This is a genomic window from Clostridium sp. UBA7339 (genome assembly GCF_002470865.1).
Lineage (GTDB): Bacteria > Bacillota > Clostridia > Clostridiales > Clostridiaceae > Clostridium_J > Clostridium_J sulfidigenes.
Genome location: NZ_DKPI01000006.1, coordinates 1,000,775 through 1,016,409 on the forward strand (window position 1 = coordinate 1,000,775; position 15,635 = coordinate 1,016,409).

13 protein-coding genes are annotated in these 15,635 nt (G+C 29.5%); 5 read left to right on the forward strand and 8 right to left on the reverse strand.

Annotated elements, in window-relative coordinates:
- Positions 1-3 precede the first annotated feature (3 nt).
- Together B2S02_RS08105 and B2S02_RS08110 are read right to left on the reverse strand one after the other, a co-directional pair.
- Positions 4-933 carry an ABC transporter substrate-binding protein gene (locus tag B2S02_RS08105; RefSeq protein ID WP_346893840.1) on the reverse strand — a complete coding sequence of 310 codons (930 nt, stop codon included), beginning with the start codon at positions 931-933 and terminating at the stop codon, positions 4-6.
- An 811-nt stretch (positions 934-1,744) separates the two neighbouring features.
- Positions 1,745-2,635: an ABC transporter substrate-binding protein gene (locus B2S02_RS08110; protein WP_346920524.1), complete on the reverse strand. Its 891-nt coding sequence runs from the start codon at positions 2,633-2,635 to the stop codon at positions 1,745-1,747.
- A gap of 321 nt (positions 2,636-2,956) precedes the next feature.
- Here B2S02_RS08110 and B2S02_RS08115 point away from each other — a divergent pair, with 321 nt between their 5' ends.
- A complete protein-coding gene (locus B2S02_RS08115) occupies positions 2,957-3,925 on the forward strand; it encodes an AraC family transcriptional regulator (protein ID WP_346920525.1) in 969 nt (322 codons plus the stop codon).
- Between the two features lie 380 nt (positions 3,926-4,305).
- On the opposite strand, the gene B2S02_RS08120 is transcribed toward B2S02_RS08115, so the two are convergent.
- Positions 4,306-4,794, reverse strand: coding sequence for a cysteine hydrolase family protein (locus B2S02_RS08120; RefSeq protein WP_346920526.1), 489 nt, complete (start codon positions 4,792-4,794; stop codon positions 4,306-4,308).
- Positions 4,795-5,499: 705 nt separating this feature from the next.
- On the opposite strand from B2S02_RS08120, the gene B2S02_RS18245 reads away from it, so the two are divergent.
- The 3 genes from B2S02_RS18245 (at position 5,500) to B2S02_RS08130 (ending at position 7,501) form a co-directional block, all read left to right on the forward strand.
- Positions 5,500-5,790, forward strand: a complete 291-nt coding sequence (locus B2S02_RS18245) for a LytTR family DNA-binding domain-containing protein (protein ID WP_414632711.1) — start codon at positions 5,500-5,502, stop codon at positions 5,788-5,790.
- A 291-nt stretch (positions 5,791-6,081) separates the two neighbouring features.
- Positions 6,082-6,975: a hypothetical protein gene (locus B2S02_RS08125; RefSeq protein ID WP_346878460.1), complete on the forward strand. Its 894-nt coding sequence runs from the start codon at positions 6,082-6,084 to the stop codon at positions 6,973-6,975.
- A gap of 232 nt (positions 6,976-7,207) precedes the next feature.
- Positions 7,208-7,501 (forward strand): hypothetical protein, encoded by a 294-nt coding sequence (locus B2S02_RS08130; RefSeq protein WP_346878459.1) that lies wholly within the window; start codon positions 7,208-7,210, stop codon positions 7,499-7,501.
- 129 nt (positions 7,502-7,630) lie between these two features.
- On the opposite strand, the gene B2S02_RS08135 is transcribed toward B2S02_RS08130, so the two are convergent.
- The 3 genes from B2S02_RS08135 to B2S02_RS08145 form a co-directional block, all read right to left on the reverse strand.
- Positions 7,631-8,980: a B12-binding domain-containing radical SAM protein gene (locus tag B2S02_RS08135; protein WP_346920527.1), complete on the reverse strand. Its 1,350-nt coding sequence runs from the start codon at positions 8,978-8,980 to the stop codon at positions 7,631-7,633.
- Between the two features lie 378 nt (positions 8,981-9,358).
- Positions 9,359-12,529 (reverse strand): FtsX-like permease family protein, encoded by a 3,171-nt coding sequence (locus B2S02_RS08140; protein ID WP_346920528.1) that lies wholly within the window; start codon positions 12,527-12,529, stop codon positions 9,359-9,361.
- 10 nt (positions 12,530-12,539) lie between these two features.
- On the reverse strand, positions 12,540-13,241 hold the full coding sequence (locus tag B2S02_RS08145) for an ABC transporter ATP-binding protein (protein ID WP_346870429.1): 702 nt from the start codon (positions 13,239-13,241) through the stop codon (positions 12,540-12,542).
- 219 nt (positions 13,242-13,460) lie between these two features.
- Between B2S02_RS08145 and B2S02_RS08150 the strand changes: the two genes are divergently transcribed.
- On the forward strand, positions 13,461-14,012 hold the full coding sequence (locus B2S02_RS08150) for a TetR/AcrR family transcriptional regulator (RefSeq protein ID WP_346878457.1): 552 nt from the start codon (positions 13,461-13,463) through the stop codon (positions 14,010-14,012).
- Between the two features lie 63 nt (positions 14,013-14,075).
- Here B2S02_RS08150 and B2S02_RS08155 read toward each other — a convergent pair whose 3' ends face one another.
- Together B2S02_RS08155 and B2S02_RS08160 are read right to left on the reverse strand one after the other, a co-directional pair.
- Positions 14,076-14,369 carry a cysteine-rich small domain-containing protein gene (locus B2S02_RS08155; protein ID WP_035131288.1) on the reverse strand — a complete coding sequence of 98 codons (294 nt, stop codon included), beginning with the start codon at positions 14,367-14,369 and terminating at the stop codon, positions 14,076-14,078.
- A gap of 89 nt (positions 14,370-14,458) precedes the next feature.
- Positions 14,459-15,634: a macrolide family glycosyltransferase gene (locus B2S02_RS08160; protein ID WP_346920529.1), complete on the reverse strand. Its 1,176-nt coding sequence runs from the start codon at positions 15,632-15,634 to the stop codon at positions 14,459-14,461.
- Position 15,635 lies beyond the last annotated feature (1 nt).

The window sequence follows — 15,635 nt, forward strand, 5'->3', positions numbered from 1 at the left end:
GAATTATTTAGCTAATGAATTTATTGCATTAACCATATAGTCAAGTTGTTCAGTAAGACTTGTAACATCAGAATAAAAGAAAAGTCCTTGATACTTTGCTGGAATTTCTATAACCCTTCCCTCTTTAACTGCAGGGATACTCTTCCAAATATCTGTTTTTGCATAATCAGATTCCTTACCTTCCTGTCTACACCATAGTATATAATCTCCAAAATACTCATTGGCTACTTCATAACTTATATGTCCACGTCCTTCTCCTGATTTTTCTATAAGTTCTTTAAGCTTGTCTGGATATTTAAGTCCAAGATATTCATATACTAAAGTACCACCTCTAGAGCCTGTCTCATAATATATACCGCTCCACTCACCAGTAGCTCCCCAATCTTCCAAAATACTGAAAGTTTTACCTTCAAATGTATCACCTTTAAAAGTTTTCTTCACATCCGCAAGTTTTTCTTCAAAGTTAGAAACCGCCTTCTCTGCTTCAGCCTTACGTCCTGTAGCTTCTCCTATGGTTTTTATACGTTCAAGAGAATCCATATCTCCTTCTGGAATAACAAGAACTGGAGCTATTTTACTGAATTTATCAAAGTCTGCCTCATCATATGTAATAATAAGATCTGGTTCTAAATTCATAACTTCTTCAGGCTCCCACTTTTCAATTTTTGTAGAAGCTTTAAGAGTATCATAAAAAGGCATACTTTCTTGTTCCCAAGCATTATATCCAACTAAATTTAATCCCAAAGTAATAACATCTCCAACATACCAATTAGCAATAACACGCTTAGGATTAGCAGGAACTTCAATATCCCCTTTTACAGTAGATATAGTACGAACAGCTTCTTCTTTAGCAGTATCCTTAGATGAAGAACAACCAGCAAAAATCACAGTAGTCATACATATTGCACAAAATAATGACAATAGTTTTTTCATTTTATACCTCTCCCTTATAAATATTTTATATTAATCTAATAACGCTAACACCTGCGTTATATATAAATGTAAGACTAGTCTAACTTTTTAAATCGTAGCATTTATAAATTCCACTGTCAATCGCTTAAAAAACCCCTTTTCAGAAGTCATTTTCTATTAAAATAAGAGTAACTTATTGTTTTATAAGAGTTAAATGAAAATACTTCTCATCATTATGGATTGTAATTTAAATAAAATGGATTATGTTTTTCAACTCTTATCTGCCAACAATCTAAGTATTCGTAGTATATCTGAACTATACTAATATAAAAATCCAGCAAAATTTGTTGCTGCCTTTAAAGATATCCATAGAATTACTCCTTGTTATTTAGAAAATATTTTAACTTATAAAAAATTAAAGAGCTGTATCAGATTGATTTCATAAATCAATCTTGATACGGCTTCTTTTTTCACTTTCTAAATATTTATAATTTTCTTCACTTTCTTATCCGGCGCCAGCTGTTATCGATTTACATCTCTTTCCTATATTGGATTCTAGTTCGTCTAAAAAAGGAATTAAAGTAAGTTGGTCAGATCTTTCATATGATCTTCTTTCATATTCATGAAAGTTGTGTCTACATCTGTTTTAGACTAATAATCTTTTTCATGTAATTATTATGTGCAAAAAGGTGGATTCAAATTACTGAATCCACCTTTTTTATCGGCTAGGATCAAAATTTATTTTGATACAGCCCCTTGTATTATTAAGCTATAAAATTTATTAGAGAATTCCTATCTCTTTACATGAATATTATAGCTTAATTTATTTTTATTAATTTTCTAGTAATTTATCCATAATATAATTTAACTGTACCCCCGTTGAGTAAATATCAATATCATAAAACAGTGTAAAATCAATAGGTATAACATGTCCTGCCTTAACAGCGGGAATTGATTTCCAAACTGGATTATCCTCTAATTCCCCTATCTCTCCACTAAATATTATATAATCTCCAGCGTAATCCTTAATTGATTCAAGAGAAACCTCTCTATATTGATCTTTTCCTATAATTTCACTCTGTATGACATCTGGTGCTCTAAATCCGAAATGACTGTAAATTAGGTCGCCTCCACGTCCCCATTTATCACCATACACCCAAATACCTCCATTTGGGCTACTCTCAAAAATACTGAATTTCTTATCCATAATTTCTTTAGAAACTAATTGTTCCTTTGCATCATTTATTTTTTCTTTAAAATCAAATAGCACCTTTGATGCCTCTTCATTTTTATTAAGAACCTCCCCTAAAAATGTTATTCTCTCATCCATGCTAAGAGTACTGAAAGGAATATAAATTGTAGGGGCAATTTTAGAAAACTCCTCAATCTTTTCTTCGTTTACAATAAGAATAAGATCTGGATCATATTGCATTATTTCCTCTGGTTCAAAGTTTTCCCATACTGGTAAGTCTTCTACTTCCTTTTCATAAGCACTCCCATTTGCATCATAAGTAGCTACTGGTTTAACTCCTAATGCCAAAATGTCACCCATTCCATAAGTAGCAATAACTCTTTCTGGATTAGCAGGAACCTCAACATCTCCTCTTACAGTACTTACAGTACGAACAGCTTCTTCTTTAGTAGTATCCTTAGATGAAGAACAACCAGCTAAAATTAAAGTAGCCATAAATGCTGTACAGAATAGTGATAAAAATTTCTTCATTTTATATCTCTCCCTTATAAATATCTTATATTAATCTAATACCGCTAGCACCTGCGTTATATATAAATGTAAGACTAGTCTAACTTTTAAAAGCGTAGCATTTATAAATTCCACTGTCAATCGCTTAAAAACCCCCTTTTCAGAAGTGATTTTCTATTAAAATAAGAGTAACTTATTGTTTTATAAGGGCTAAATGAAAATATTTCTCGTTATTATGGATTGTAATTTAAATAAAACGGATTATGTTCTTATTGAAAACGCTTCTCAAATGATGCTATAATATTGTTACTTTAAATCAAAAAAGAGAGGGGTAAAAATTTTATGAATGAATATAATGATTCTTCTTGGAGTGCTTTAGCAGATAAATATAATTTTGTTAAAAGGCCTTATGGTAATGGACATATTTATGATTTTCCTCCTCATTGGTCAAATGGATGGATTGCAGAAATAAATGCTGCTAAGGGATTATTTGTTTCAAGTGCTTGGTTTACTCCAAGTGAACAGATAGTACATACAATAAATTCAAGTAAGCCTTTTATGATTATCTTTTGTGTTGACTGTGGAGAAATAGTCTATTCACATCAAGGGAAAAAGAGGCAAACTCTTCCTCCAATCACTAATTTAATTATTAATCCTCAAAAACCATTTACTTTTACTTTCTCTAAAGACGTACACTATTGTTTTACCAGTGTTTTAATTTTTGATGATTTTATAAAACCCTTTCTTAAAGAACGTACTAATGCACCTAAAATTAGTGTTGGTGATGCGAAGCTCTGGAAAACCCAACATTACAACACTCCTGATATAATGCTTATTTTAGAGCAAATTAGATGGGCTGTAAGAAATACAGACATGCCTTTACTTGCTTTTGAGGGGATGACTTTGCATCTTTTGTCTGCAATCACTAGAAACTTTCCTGATATCCCGAAAAGAAGAAGCAGCCGCCGCCACTACATTACTTGGGAAAATGAGCAGAAGATTTATCAAGTTAAGACTAAGATTGATGAAGATATTTTAAATACTCCAGATACAATTGAACTATGCAGAATAGCTGAAATGAGCGAAAGTAAACTTCGCGAATCTTTTAAAAATCATTATGGAATTCCTCTTTATAAATATATTCGAATAGAAACCATGAAAAGAGCCATGCAGCTCTTATCTGCTGACCATCTAAGTATTCGTGGCATATCTGAACTATGTGGCTACAAAAATCCAGCTAAATTTGCCGCTGCATTTAAAGATATCCATGGAATTACTCCTAGTGATTTTAGAAAATCTTTTAACTTATAAACACAACCTTAACTATGTAATATCAATGGTTACTGCTATAAATATCATTTATTTATGATACTGTTCATTATTATTTATTCTAAAAGATAAATAACCCTCTACAACACATTTCTGTATTGTCGAGGGTTTCATGATGTAGGCCAAGGGTCTTATACATCCATCTGACTATATCTCAATGTATAAGTTCTATACAATAGAAAAAGTGCTCCATACCACAAAGATTAGCACTTTCTCTAAGAATCATAGTTTACAGCATATATCTAATCCAATAGTTCTAAAACAAAATAAGCACGCTGCCAAAGTGACTTACACCAAATCAACGCTTTGGATTATCTACTTTTGTTCTGAGGATTGCTTAGTGCCTAGGAACTAAGCTTTTCTTACTTTAAAAAATATTCCAATGCCTCAAGACTAATTACTGGTCTTAAGAGTTGCATTTTTTTCACTTCTTCATATTCAACTCCTGAAATACCATTTTGAAGTAATGATGTTCCATATCCCATCTCTTTTGCTCCATTATAAGAAAATAATACGCAATACTCTGCTGCAAATCCACTTATAACAACAAATTCAACTCCAAGTTCTTGAAGCTTTGCATGAAGCTCTGTCTTGAAAAATGCATTATTATACTCTTTATGTATAACAATATCATCTGTACTCTCATTAATAGAATCAACAAATTCAAACTTCTCAGAACCAGGACCATCTCCCACTTCAATATCTAATACTTTAACAACAGGCAATCCTTTTTCCCTAAACATACGTGCTGCCTCATTTATATAATCTACTGCATCATCAAATTCTCTTTGACATTTACAAAAGTCATAACATCCTTTTTGCATGTCAATTATTAGAAACGCTGCTTTCATTCTTATACACCCCTTTAAATTTTTATACCTTACCCATGAAAATATATTGAAATTCATATTAGCATTTAACAAATATATACCATTTAATTATAATACATTAAATATTAATAGTCCCAACTTTTTGAAAAATAAAACCACCTAAATTAAATAGTAATTACTTTAATGTTCTTACCAATGCACTTCTACTCTTTGAAAGAAGTTCATTCTTAATTAGAAAATTCCATACTGGCTCAAATTTTTTCTATGCACCTGCATAAGTAAAATGTTTTGTAAGTATTTTTGTGGTTATAATATAGAATAATTTTACATTTATTTTTCACAGTAAGCGTATCTTCTATACCATGTTTATAAGATGATTGAAATAAGCAAATGTAATGTTAAATAATTTCCCCTCATTTTTACTAATATTTTTTAACATATCATAATATAAAACCTTATACTCTACTATAAATTTTACGTATTATGAATCATTATTCATAACAGAATCTAATATTCATAAATTTTTAAAAATAAAAAATTAAAATAAAGGAGAGTAACAAAATATGAATTCTATAATTTATAATTCTAAAACACCTATTGAAAATGAACTAATAGAATTTTTTAAAAAATAAAGGTATCCAAGCAGTCATAAATACTGATAGCGATGTATCATATTTATTACCTTTAAGAAAAATAATTGCTACCAAAGAAAATAAAAAGTTTCTTATTGACTTAAAAAATGTATTATACTTTTATTCTTATAGCAATGAAATAAAAATCATTACAGTTGATAATTGTATATATACTGTGCCGCACTCACTTCAATTCTGGGAAAAAAAACTTCCCTATGGGAACTTTTTTAGATGTCATAAAGGCTATATCGTGAATCTTGAAAAAGTGTTAGAAATTATCCCATCTTATAATTATACCTTTGATTTAAAATTAGAAAAATACACAAAAACATTACCCGTAGGAAGGAAATATATAAAAGATTTTAAAAAAATCGTTTGCTGGTAATTTGCAGTTTGAACCCATATTATGATGTTTAATGCTTATATTTTACTTTCACGGACTAAATAGTATATTGAAAATAAATTGACCTTATAATATTAATGTAAATTACACGTGTAGATACAACAGGGTTGACCTAATAAAAACCTTTCAATTAAACCAATAAGGGATGTAATAGTTTTTTACAAACCTATGTAAAGGGAGTTAACGTAAGTTATACAAATTATATTTTTAGTGAATATTTACCAAACACTCTAAATATACAAAACAAATTTAAAAATAAGGAGAATTTACATTATGGAAAGTATAAATCATCTAGACTTAATTTTAAATCACAACAATCTAAAAGAGGATGAAAGCAAATTTAGCGATTCTGACGGATTAATCTCATTTGTAAATCTAACAAATGAGATTATAGGTAAAAGTACTGAATATAAGCCAGGAAGAGAGTTATGTGATAAAATATGTAATTTTTATTCTTCACTACGTATTCAGGTATATACATACCTAAAAGATCATCCTGAAGCGGTTTTACCTGATGATATACCCCCTACCTCTCAATGGAGCAAATCTGTTACACATCTTATGGAAAATATTTTAGTTGATGCTGGTGGATTAGCTGGTTTTAAGATAAAAACTGAAAATTATAGTAGTAAACAGGCTGTCGCTGAATTTAGTACAGAAGTGTTTAAGATGATTTTTGATGCAGTTGCTTTTCCCGAAGCATTAATAACAGATATTACAAACTTCATAAAAGGAGTTGGTAAGACACTAAGAACATGTTGGGAAAAAAAAGAAAAAAATTTTGAGGTAGCTTTAATGAGTCAATGTCATGAAGGTATTAATACTGGAAAAGATTTAATCTATTTTCCTAAAGTAAAATACTACTATATTTCTGTTAATGCTACTCAAACTGAATTTATAAATGACTGTTCAAAAACACAGTATGTAACTTTTAACTTTAATTTTGAATCTCGTGTTAGTGCATTAAAAGCATCAGTCTTAGATACTAAAACTAGTGATTATACTAAATTTAAAGCAGCTCTAGATAAGGCACAAGGAAAGTTATATACTGATTGCCTTAATACAATAGATAAGATTCTTAATATTGAATCAAAACTTCCTACAGGAGAGTTTTTATTAGGTACTAATATTAATTTAGATAATTATCCACGTATAGCAATATCCTAATTTAGTTGTTTATTAACAATATTATCCTGTAATTAATAGGGTTCTTTTATTTTTTCAATATTCCAAGAATCCTATTAATTATAATGATGATAGAACATTTCCAATTAAAGCATAATCTAAGGAATACAACTCAAAGATTATAGGTGATCTTGTACCAACAATGGGTAATATCCTTGATTAAGTTTTAAATGTTATTGATATTATAAATCATATGTAGGAGGCGAGGAATGAAATGTTTGATATTAATATTTATAATTCTAGTAATAAAAATCAGGCTTGGTCACTTAATAATGATATAAAGTTCTATTTAGAAAGTGGCGGTCGTATAAGAAAAAAATTAAAGGGTGATGATTCAATCATTATAAAAGTTATAGTTGAAACAATGCATCATCATATTGATACTACCGCAACACTAACTTACAATATAAAAGATAAAAAGTGGATATTCAATCCAACAAATCCACAACTATGGCTTTTCTCTGAAGATTCCTTAACATTACACTGTAATCTTGGTAATAATATGTAACTGAAATATTATCATGAAGTCCATAAAAGTTCCAACATTAAAATATTGGAACTTTTTAACTTTTATGCTACATTTTAATATATAATTGCTAATCCATGTTGATATTTACTTATTACATTAAATACTCAATTACTTTAATGTTCTTACTAGTGTACTTCTACTCTTTGAAAGAAGTTCATTCTTAATTAGAAAATTCCATACTGGCTCAAACTTTTTCCATGCCCCTGAATAGGTGAAATGTTTTAATCTCATTTTAAGTTCTTCATGTTCCTTTGATGCCTTATATATATTTCTCCACCTATAAAAATCTTTATAAGCTCTATTATATCCACTTTCCATTTCTTCTTTTGTAATATGAGGGTGATTAAATACTAAATGCCTAGTATCGTATAGTCTCCAATCCTTAGTAATAATTCTCTTATCTTCATCCATTTTACTAAAAATACCCGTACCAGGATACGGAGTAAGAATATGATTAGTTGCTGTAGTTATCCCACTATTAATAGCCCATTCTGTAGTTCTATCAAAAACATCTAAAGTATCACTATCCAGTCCAAAAATAAAACTTCCATTTATCATTATTCCTAATTCATCTAATTTTTTTATTGCTTTACTATAATCTTTTCCTATGTTAGACCCTTTATTAGCTTGAATTAGGTTCTCTTTATTAATACTTTCAAACCCAATAAAAACACTCCTAAATCCAGCCTCATACGCAAGATCTATTGTATCATCTTGAAGAATAGAATCCACAGTTATTGCACCTTGGAAAACTCTATTCATTCCCCTCATTTCCTTGAAAACTTGCCTTGATAACTTTTTATCCGCAAATATATTATCATCAAGAAAATATAAATGCCTCCCTTTCATACTTTCAATTTCTTTTAATATCCTGTCCACTTTATATGCAAAAAAAGATTTTCCACCTTTATAAAATGAACTAACATAACAAAAGGAACATTTATTAGGACACCCTCTTGAAAATACCATGGAATTTGGAACTAAATACTTCTCCTGCTTAAATAAGTCCCTTCTTGGCAGTGGTAGATTATCTAATGAAACTTCCCCCTGCTCATAAAATTCCTTAATATTTCCCTCCTTAAAATTCTTTAAAAACTCTGGGAAACTTCTTTCTCCAAGACCAAGTAATACAGTATCTGCATGATTCTTAGCCTCTATAGGTAATGATGTTGCATGAATTCCACCAATAGCAACCTTTATTCCTCTTTTCCTGTAAAAATCTGCAATTTCATAAGCTCTATTAGCATTAGTTATATAACTCTCAATACAAACTAAATCAGGTTCATCATTTAAATTTATTTCTTCTATATGTTCATCAACTACTTCTATTTCATCTGAGTCATCACACAATGATGCTAAAGTAGCCAAGCCTAAAGGAGGAAACAGCGAATATTTTATAGGCCTCCAATAGGGACTTTTTGCCTCTTCTAATGCTGGTAAAATAAACTTTATTTTCACAATAAATTGTCTCCTTTTCAAAAGCTATCATAGTAACAAATATCTATTACTACTTTCTTTTTACAGAGTAACAAACCAGTAGTGATTTACCAATATTTCACTCTTTATTTATATATGATACCATTGCTTTTATTGTTTTTCAATATATTTTTATTCTTTTAGGTAATATATTTTATCTTACAACTGAGGCCTCTCCATTTACAATTAAGGATATCTATTTAGTTCCATTATAAGATCATAAACAGAGTTCTTTACTCACACTTTGAAAAAGATGAGAGTATTAGGTATGGTAGATATGGGATAAAAAAATACTACTTTTAACCTAACATTTTGGATAAAAAAAAGAGCCGCAATTTGCGACTCCCTTTAATTTAAACTTTACTCTATGGATTTTAATGCATCAATCATATTTATATTTTTTAATTTTATATGCATCATTATCATAACTAATATGGCAAAAAACATTGTAATTACTCCAGAGATTACATAACTGCTCATGTCTACAGTTGGTATCATCATCATATTGTCCATTTCTGCTGTACTCACTAAAAATACATATAATATTTTACCCATAACTGACCCTGCAAGTATTCCTAATATTGTTAGTATTATATTTTCTCTAAATATATACATGGCAACTTCATTATCATAAAATCCTAGTACCTTTATGGTAGATATCTCCCTTATACGTTCAGATACATTTATATTAATTAAATTATATAATACAACAAATGCCAAGCTTCCTGAAGCAACTATTATTACTATCATAACTAAGCCTAAATCAGCAGATTCACTTAAGCTTCTTAGCTTTGAAGCAAGGGTAACATTTACTACTTTATCATTTTCCATAAGGGTAGTAGATATTTTATTATCATCTTCTCTATTAGAATTCAACTTTAATAATTGTGCATTATATTTTGGAGCACTTTTAAATATCTCTTTATAATAGGATGGTGATAGATATATATAATGTCCAGCATAATTTTCTACTATGTTATCTACTTTAACCTTATGAGAATTATTATCCGAATCTGTTAAAGTTACATAATCTAAAGCAGATACCCCTAAAACGTTTGCCAGCTTTTCATTTATAATTACTCCACTATCTGATAGTTTGTACTTAGTTCCACTTTCTCTATGGTTTAACAAAATATATTTATTTAGCTCATCTATATTTTCTGGTACATACATAATAGCACTTTGCTTACTTACACCTTCTTTAATGAAGGTTACTGAATCTTGATGAATATTTAAGCTACTCTCATATCCTTTTAAGTTATTTAAACTACTTTCATATTCCTCATCTTCTTTTTTACTATTATTATCATCAAATACTACCATAGCATCATACTTTAATAATTTCCCAAATTGAATGTCCATAACTGAAGAATTGGATTTTTCAAGAGATATCCCTGCAACAAGCATAGCCATACATCCTGATATACCAAGTATTGTCATTAACATCCTTTGCTTATATCTAAAAAGATTTCTAAAGGTAACCTTTTGATTAAAGTTCAGTCTTTTCCATAAAGGTGTAATTCTTTCTAATAATATCTTTTTACCAACCTTTGGAGCTTTTATTCTCATTAAATCAGAAGGATTTTCTCTTAATTCCTCTTTTAATACAATTAATGATGCTCCTACTGTACAAAGTATTGAAGCTACTAAAGACTGAATTATATAAGATGGATAATAGTTTATTTTTACCTTTGGTAATGCAAATGCAGATGAATAAGCTTTACTAATTATATATGGAAGGATACTGCTTCCAACTACAATTCCAAGAACACTACCAACAATACTAGCTAATGCTGCATAAACTATGAATTTCCTAGCTATTTCTAAATCCTTATAGCCTAATGCCTTTAGAGTTCCTATTTCCACTCTATTTTCTTCCACCATCCTAGTCATTGTAGTTAAGCATATAAGTGCTGCAACTANNTTAGCCTTATCAAGTTCTAACTGTCCTTGCTTCTTACCTTCCTCAAGGTCTTTTTTACCTTTGATAAGTTCCTCTTTCCCTATGAGTAGTTGCTTTTCAGCTGCTTCAAGTTGTATCTTGCCTTCATTAAAACTTTTAACTTTCTCCTCATAGGCAATTATACCTTGTTGATACTGAGTTATTCCAGCTACTAAAGTTTCTACCTTAGACTTATTCTCACTTGCACTTTTACTAGCACCTTCTACTCCTTGTGCCATACTAGTCACTAAAGAAACATTAGTTGGGTCTTTTTCTAAACTACTTACTAAACTACCTAATTCATTTAAACCTAAATCAGGATTAGATAAAGCACCTTTCCAATACTGAATTTTCTCCGTTGAAACTTTTTCACCTTCTTTAGTGTTCTTTGCTGTTTCTCTCATATCACTAGAAAGTGTATTGTATGTCCCAATTAAAACTTCTAAACTATCTATTTGATTTTCATACTCTATCGTGCTTTTAGTTGGATCAATTCCTTGGTTTAAAAATCCTTTCTTAGCATTATAAAGTTGAGTTTTTCCTGCCTCTAGCTGTTTCTCACCCTGTAAAAATTGCTCTTTTTGTTTATCAAGTTCTTTCTGACCTTTATCTAACTCTCTTTCACCTTCAATTAATTTCAGTTCACTAGCTTTAATTTCTTGCTGATACTTTTCTGCAAACTCTTCATATTGATTTTTACCATTAATAAGCTTTGCTCTACCTTCATCTAATTCTTTTTCAGCATCTTCAAGTTTTTTTTCACCATCTTCTATTTCTTTATAAGCCTTACTAAGCTCCTTTTCTGCCTCTAATTTTACTTCTTCAATTCTTTCTATCACTCTATTTGAGTATAGGTTTTTAAGATACTTATTATTTTCCTCCATCTTATCCTTATACTCATCACTATATGCACCAAGGTTAGCTACATTTTTAAATCGTACATATACTTCCGTATACACATCCATGGATATATCTAAACTATTTAATATTGCAAAATAGTCTACACTTCCTTTTCCAACGGTAGTTGTTCCCCTAGATATATTTTCTATATACATAGGACTTTGTACAAATCCAACAATTTTAAAAGTTTTCTTCTTAAAGTATTCATCTAGCTCTTCATCAGATTCTATGGTATAGGTATCACCTATCTTTAAATTTTTATCTTCCTTTAAAGCATTTTCATCTAAAGCTATCTCTCCACTATTTTCAGGCAATCTCCCTTTTGTAACAATAAATTTATTTATATTACTAGAGTCCTTCTTATTATATTCCATAAATTTAACTACATTATTTATATTAGTTAAATTTACGTCTATAGTAGATGTTCCAAAGTAATCTAAAATCTCATCCTTATTCTCAAGTAGCTTTAAATCATTTTCATTAAGACCTATACTAGACACTATCTTGCTATCCATTAGATTTTGCTCTCTAAAAAATTCATTTATGGACTCTTTTAAATCTGGTCCACTGGATTTAATTCCAGAGTAAAAAGCAACTCCTAAAAAAATTATAGCAAGTATTGATATAAACCTTGCTTTAGAAGATAATATTTCCCTTGTTATTGATTTTTTATATGCTCCATTTTTCATCTTCTACCTTCTACCACTCTATGTCTTCAACTGAAACAGGATTTTTATTCACTTCAACACTTGTAACCTTTGCATCCCTAATTTTTATAACTCTATCTGCAATAGGCGCAAGGGCTGAATTATGGGTTATAACAATTACTGTTGTCCCTGTGTTTTTACATGTATCCTGTAATGTCTTTAAAATCTGTTTTCCTGTTTTATAGTCAAGGGCTCCAGTTGGTTCATCACATAATAGCAACTTAGGATTTTTAGCTATAGCCCTTGCTATAGAAACCCTTTGCTGTTCTCCTCCTGATAATTGAGATGGAAAATTGTTTTTTCTATGATCAAGTCCCACTAACTCAAGAGTTTTATCTACATCTAAAGCATCCTTTGAAATTTGTGTAGCCAATTCCACATTTTCCTTTGCAGTTAAATTTTGAACTAAATTATAAAACTGGAATACAAACCCCACATCATGTCTTCTGTACTTAGTGAGCTGTCTCTTGTTAAACTTAGATATATCAACGTTATCAATAATTATTTCACCTTCATCACAAGTATCCATTCCTCCAAGTATATTGAGCACAGTTGTTTTACCTGCACCACTTGGTCCTAGAATAATAGTAAACTCTCCCTTTTCTATAGAAAAATTAATACCATTATTTGCTGCAATGGTAGTTTCCCCAACCTTGTATCTTTTATATTCATCTTTTATCTCTATGTATGACATGTTTCCCTCCCTAATCAATACTACCTTTAAATACTCAATGTCATTAAATAGACACCTTGTTTAGTTAATGCTATAATTCAAGTATAAATAATATATGGATTAGTTACAATAATCACATATTTTTATAGTGTTATTAAATATACATTTTAACGAATTTTGTTTATTTAATAACATATAATTAATAATTACTTTAATAAATACTAAAAAAGGATGAGTTAAATGGCAGGAGTTAAAGGAAATAGAAGAATTTTATATACTAAAAAAATAATAAAAGAAAGCTTAATTGACTTACTTAAACATAAGAAAATTCATGAAGTTACCGTTACTGATATCTGCAAAAAATCAGATATTAATAGGGGAACTTTTTATACCCATTATAAAGATACCTATGACTTACTTAAATCATTAGAGGATGAACTATTTAATCAAATCTTAGAATATATCGAAGAAACCCCAGTTGAAGAATACAAAGATGTTTTATTACTTAAAGCTCTTGAATTAATTGAAGAAAACAAAGAATTATGCCAGATTTTATTCAGTAAACAAATGGAAAACAACATTATGGACCGTATTATTTACGTAGCAAGTAAATCTAAAATTGATAAGCTAGTTAGGGATTCAAAAGTAGATGATAAATTTTTAGATTACTTCATAAAATACTCTGTAGGAGGGGTTGTTTCAGTTGTTCAAACATGGCTAGACAATGATTTAAAGGAATCTCCTAAAGAAATAGTTAACATTATAAATAGTATTATCTCTTTTCGACCTTAATATTATAACTAAATAAATAAGCTAAAAAGCTAGNNCTAGCTTTTTAGCTTATTTATTATCTGACTATTTATCTTTATCTAATTGCTCTTTTACTAGTTTCATAATTTCACTATACTTACTATTTATAAGCCCATAGTTATCTTTAACATGTGGAACCATACATCCACTACAGTCCTTTATTCCGTCTTCAGTAATTTTGAAATTACCACCACATTTATCAGCTAATGCGTAAAGTGGGCAATAACAAAATAGGCAATTAAACTCCTCAGGTTTATTAGTTTTGTGACAAGGGAAATATTCACATTCCTTATTTTGATGAAAAGCATAATGCTTACCTTCCCAATATTTATCTATCATATTTTCTCCCCCTACCCTTTATCCTTAGTGTAAAGTTTTTTACACTATTTATCTTATATATTTTATTATACAGTGTGTGATTATAACCGTCAATTTATAGCATCTATAACCTTTAATATAGAATCAGCTGCTTTCTTTGAACCTCCAGCATTTTTGAAACCTTTTGCTAATTTATTTGCATTTTTCTTATAATCATCATTATCCATAACCTGCAATACTGCATCTTTTAAGGATTTAGGATTATTACCTTTTAAAAAGATCCCAGCTTTCAAATCAGCAACTCGTTTTGCTACCATTCCTTGCTCTTCATGCTGGGGATATAACACCATAGGAACACCATAATACAAGCTTTCATTAACACTATTCATACCACAATGAGTAATAAAAACATCTGTGTTTTGAAGCACTATAATTTGCTCCACACTATTTCTAACCTGAAAATTTTCTGGTATATAACCTAAGTCTTCAATTACAGTATCTTTTCCAACTGACATAACTACATCAAAATCACAAGTTTCAAAGGCTTTTACACAATTTTTATAAAACTTTATATTTTTGTTATTAACCGTTCCCAAGGAAATATATATTTTTTTACGTTTTCTTTCCTCATATTCAGCCTTAACATTAGATATCGAAGGACCTATAAAGGAATATTTATCTGAAAAAGTCTCTACCATTGGTTGAAACTTCTTTGAAGTATATACAATAGTATTTGTATCATTATCATTTTGAATTATAGAAACAAAATTCTTAACATTATATCCATGGTTTCTCAAAAGCTCTATTTTCTTATTAATACGACTCATGCCTAAAATCATAAGTATAGCTTCCTTAAAACCTTTCTTCATCATCTTTGCAGTATACTTATTAAATGCAAAAGTTGTTGTAGAACATACATAGGTAACATTTAATTTTTCTGCAAATAGCTTACCCCAAAAACATAAAGAATCTGATACAATACAATCTGGATTAAATCCTTTAAGTTCATTACATACTTTTTCATCTAAAGCTATAGTAGTATCTGCTATCATCTCAATTAAAGCAGCAAAATCCTTCCCAATTTTTTTCTCCTCTCCAGGCTTTAATTCTGGAAGATACTCATTACAACTAATAAATTTTGCACCTGTTCCTTCAATCTTTTCTTTAAATTCATCAAAGGAATAGTACCATACTTCATGGCCTCTATATGATAATTCACACACTACCTCAATAGTAGGATTCGTATGTCCATGTGCAGGAATGCAAAAAAATACTATCTTACTCATA

Excerpts from the sequence above, each read along its gene's own strand:
- B2S02_RS08105 (WP_346893840.1), bottom strand. The coding sequence starts at position 933 with ATGAAAAAACTATTGTCATTATTTTGTGCAATATGTATGACTACTGTG.
- B2S02_RS08110 (WP_346920524.1), bottom strand. The coding sequence starts at position 2,635 with ATGAAGAAATTTTTATCACTATTCTGTACAGCATTTATGGCTACTTTA.
- B2S02_RS08115 (WP_346920525.1), top strand. The coding sequence starts at position 2,957 with ATGAATGAATATAATGATTCTTCTTGGAGTGCTTTAGCAGATAAATAT.
- B2S02_RS08120 (WP_346920526.1), bottom strand. The coding sequence starts at position 4,794 with ATGAAAGCAGCGTTTCTAATAATTGACATGCAAAAAGGATGTTATGAC.
- B2S02_RS08125 (WP_346878460.1), top strand. The coding sequence starts at position 6,082 with ATGGAAAGTATAAATCATCTAGACTTAATTTTAAATCACAACAATCTA.
- B2S02_RS08130 (WP_346878459.1), top strand. The coding sequence starts at position 7,208 with ATGTTTGATATTAATATTTATAATTCTAGTAATAAAAATCAGGCTTGG.
- B2S02_RS08145 (WP_346870429.1), bottom strand. The coding sequence starts at position 13,241 with ATGTCATACATAGAGATAAAAGATGAATATAAAAGATACAAGGTTGGG.
- B2S02_RS08150 (WP_346878457.1), top strand. The coding sequence starts at position 13,461 with ATGGCAGGAGTTAAAGGAAATAGAAGAATTTTATATACTAAAAAAATA.
- B2S02_RS08155 (WP_035131288.1), bottom strand. The coding sequence starts at position 14,369 with ATGATAGATAAATATTGGGAAGGTAAGCATTATGCTTTTCATCAAAAT.
- B2S02_RS08160 (WP_346920529.1), bottom strand. The coding sequence starts at position 15,634 with ATGAGTAAGATAGTATTTTTTTGCATTCCTGCACATGGACATACGAAT.